The sequence below is a fragment of the Pseudomonas sp. HMSC063H08 genome, assembly GCF_001813645.1.
GTDB classification, from domain to species: domain Bacteria; phylum Pseudomonadota; class Gammaproteobacteria; order Pseudomonadales; family Pseudomonadaceae; genus Pseudomonas; species Pseudomonas aeruginosa.
On sequence record NZ_KV813323.1, the window covers coordinates 1 to 211 of the forward strand.

Here is a 211-nt window from a genome sequence, read left to right on the forward strand (position 1 = left end):
AGACCCGCAGCGTCTTCAAGAGCCTCAGCAGCCCTGGCGGCGGCGGCTACAACGAGCTGCGCATCGAGGATCGCAAGGGCCAGGAACAGATCTTCGTCCATGCCCAGCGCGACTGGGACGAGAACATCGAGCACGACCAGAAGATCCGCGTCGGCCACGAACGCCACGACACCGTGGAGGCGAACAGCTACAGCGAGTTCAAGGCCGAGGA

The 211-nt window shown here is 64.0% G+C and carries 1 pseudogene; it reads left to right on the forward strand.

Annotated elements, in window-relative coordinates:
- A pseudogene (locus HMPREF2924_RS00480) lies at positions 1 to 211 on the forward strand (type VI secretion system tip protein VgrG); the annotation flags it as partial.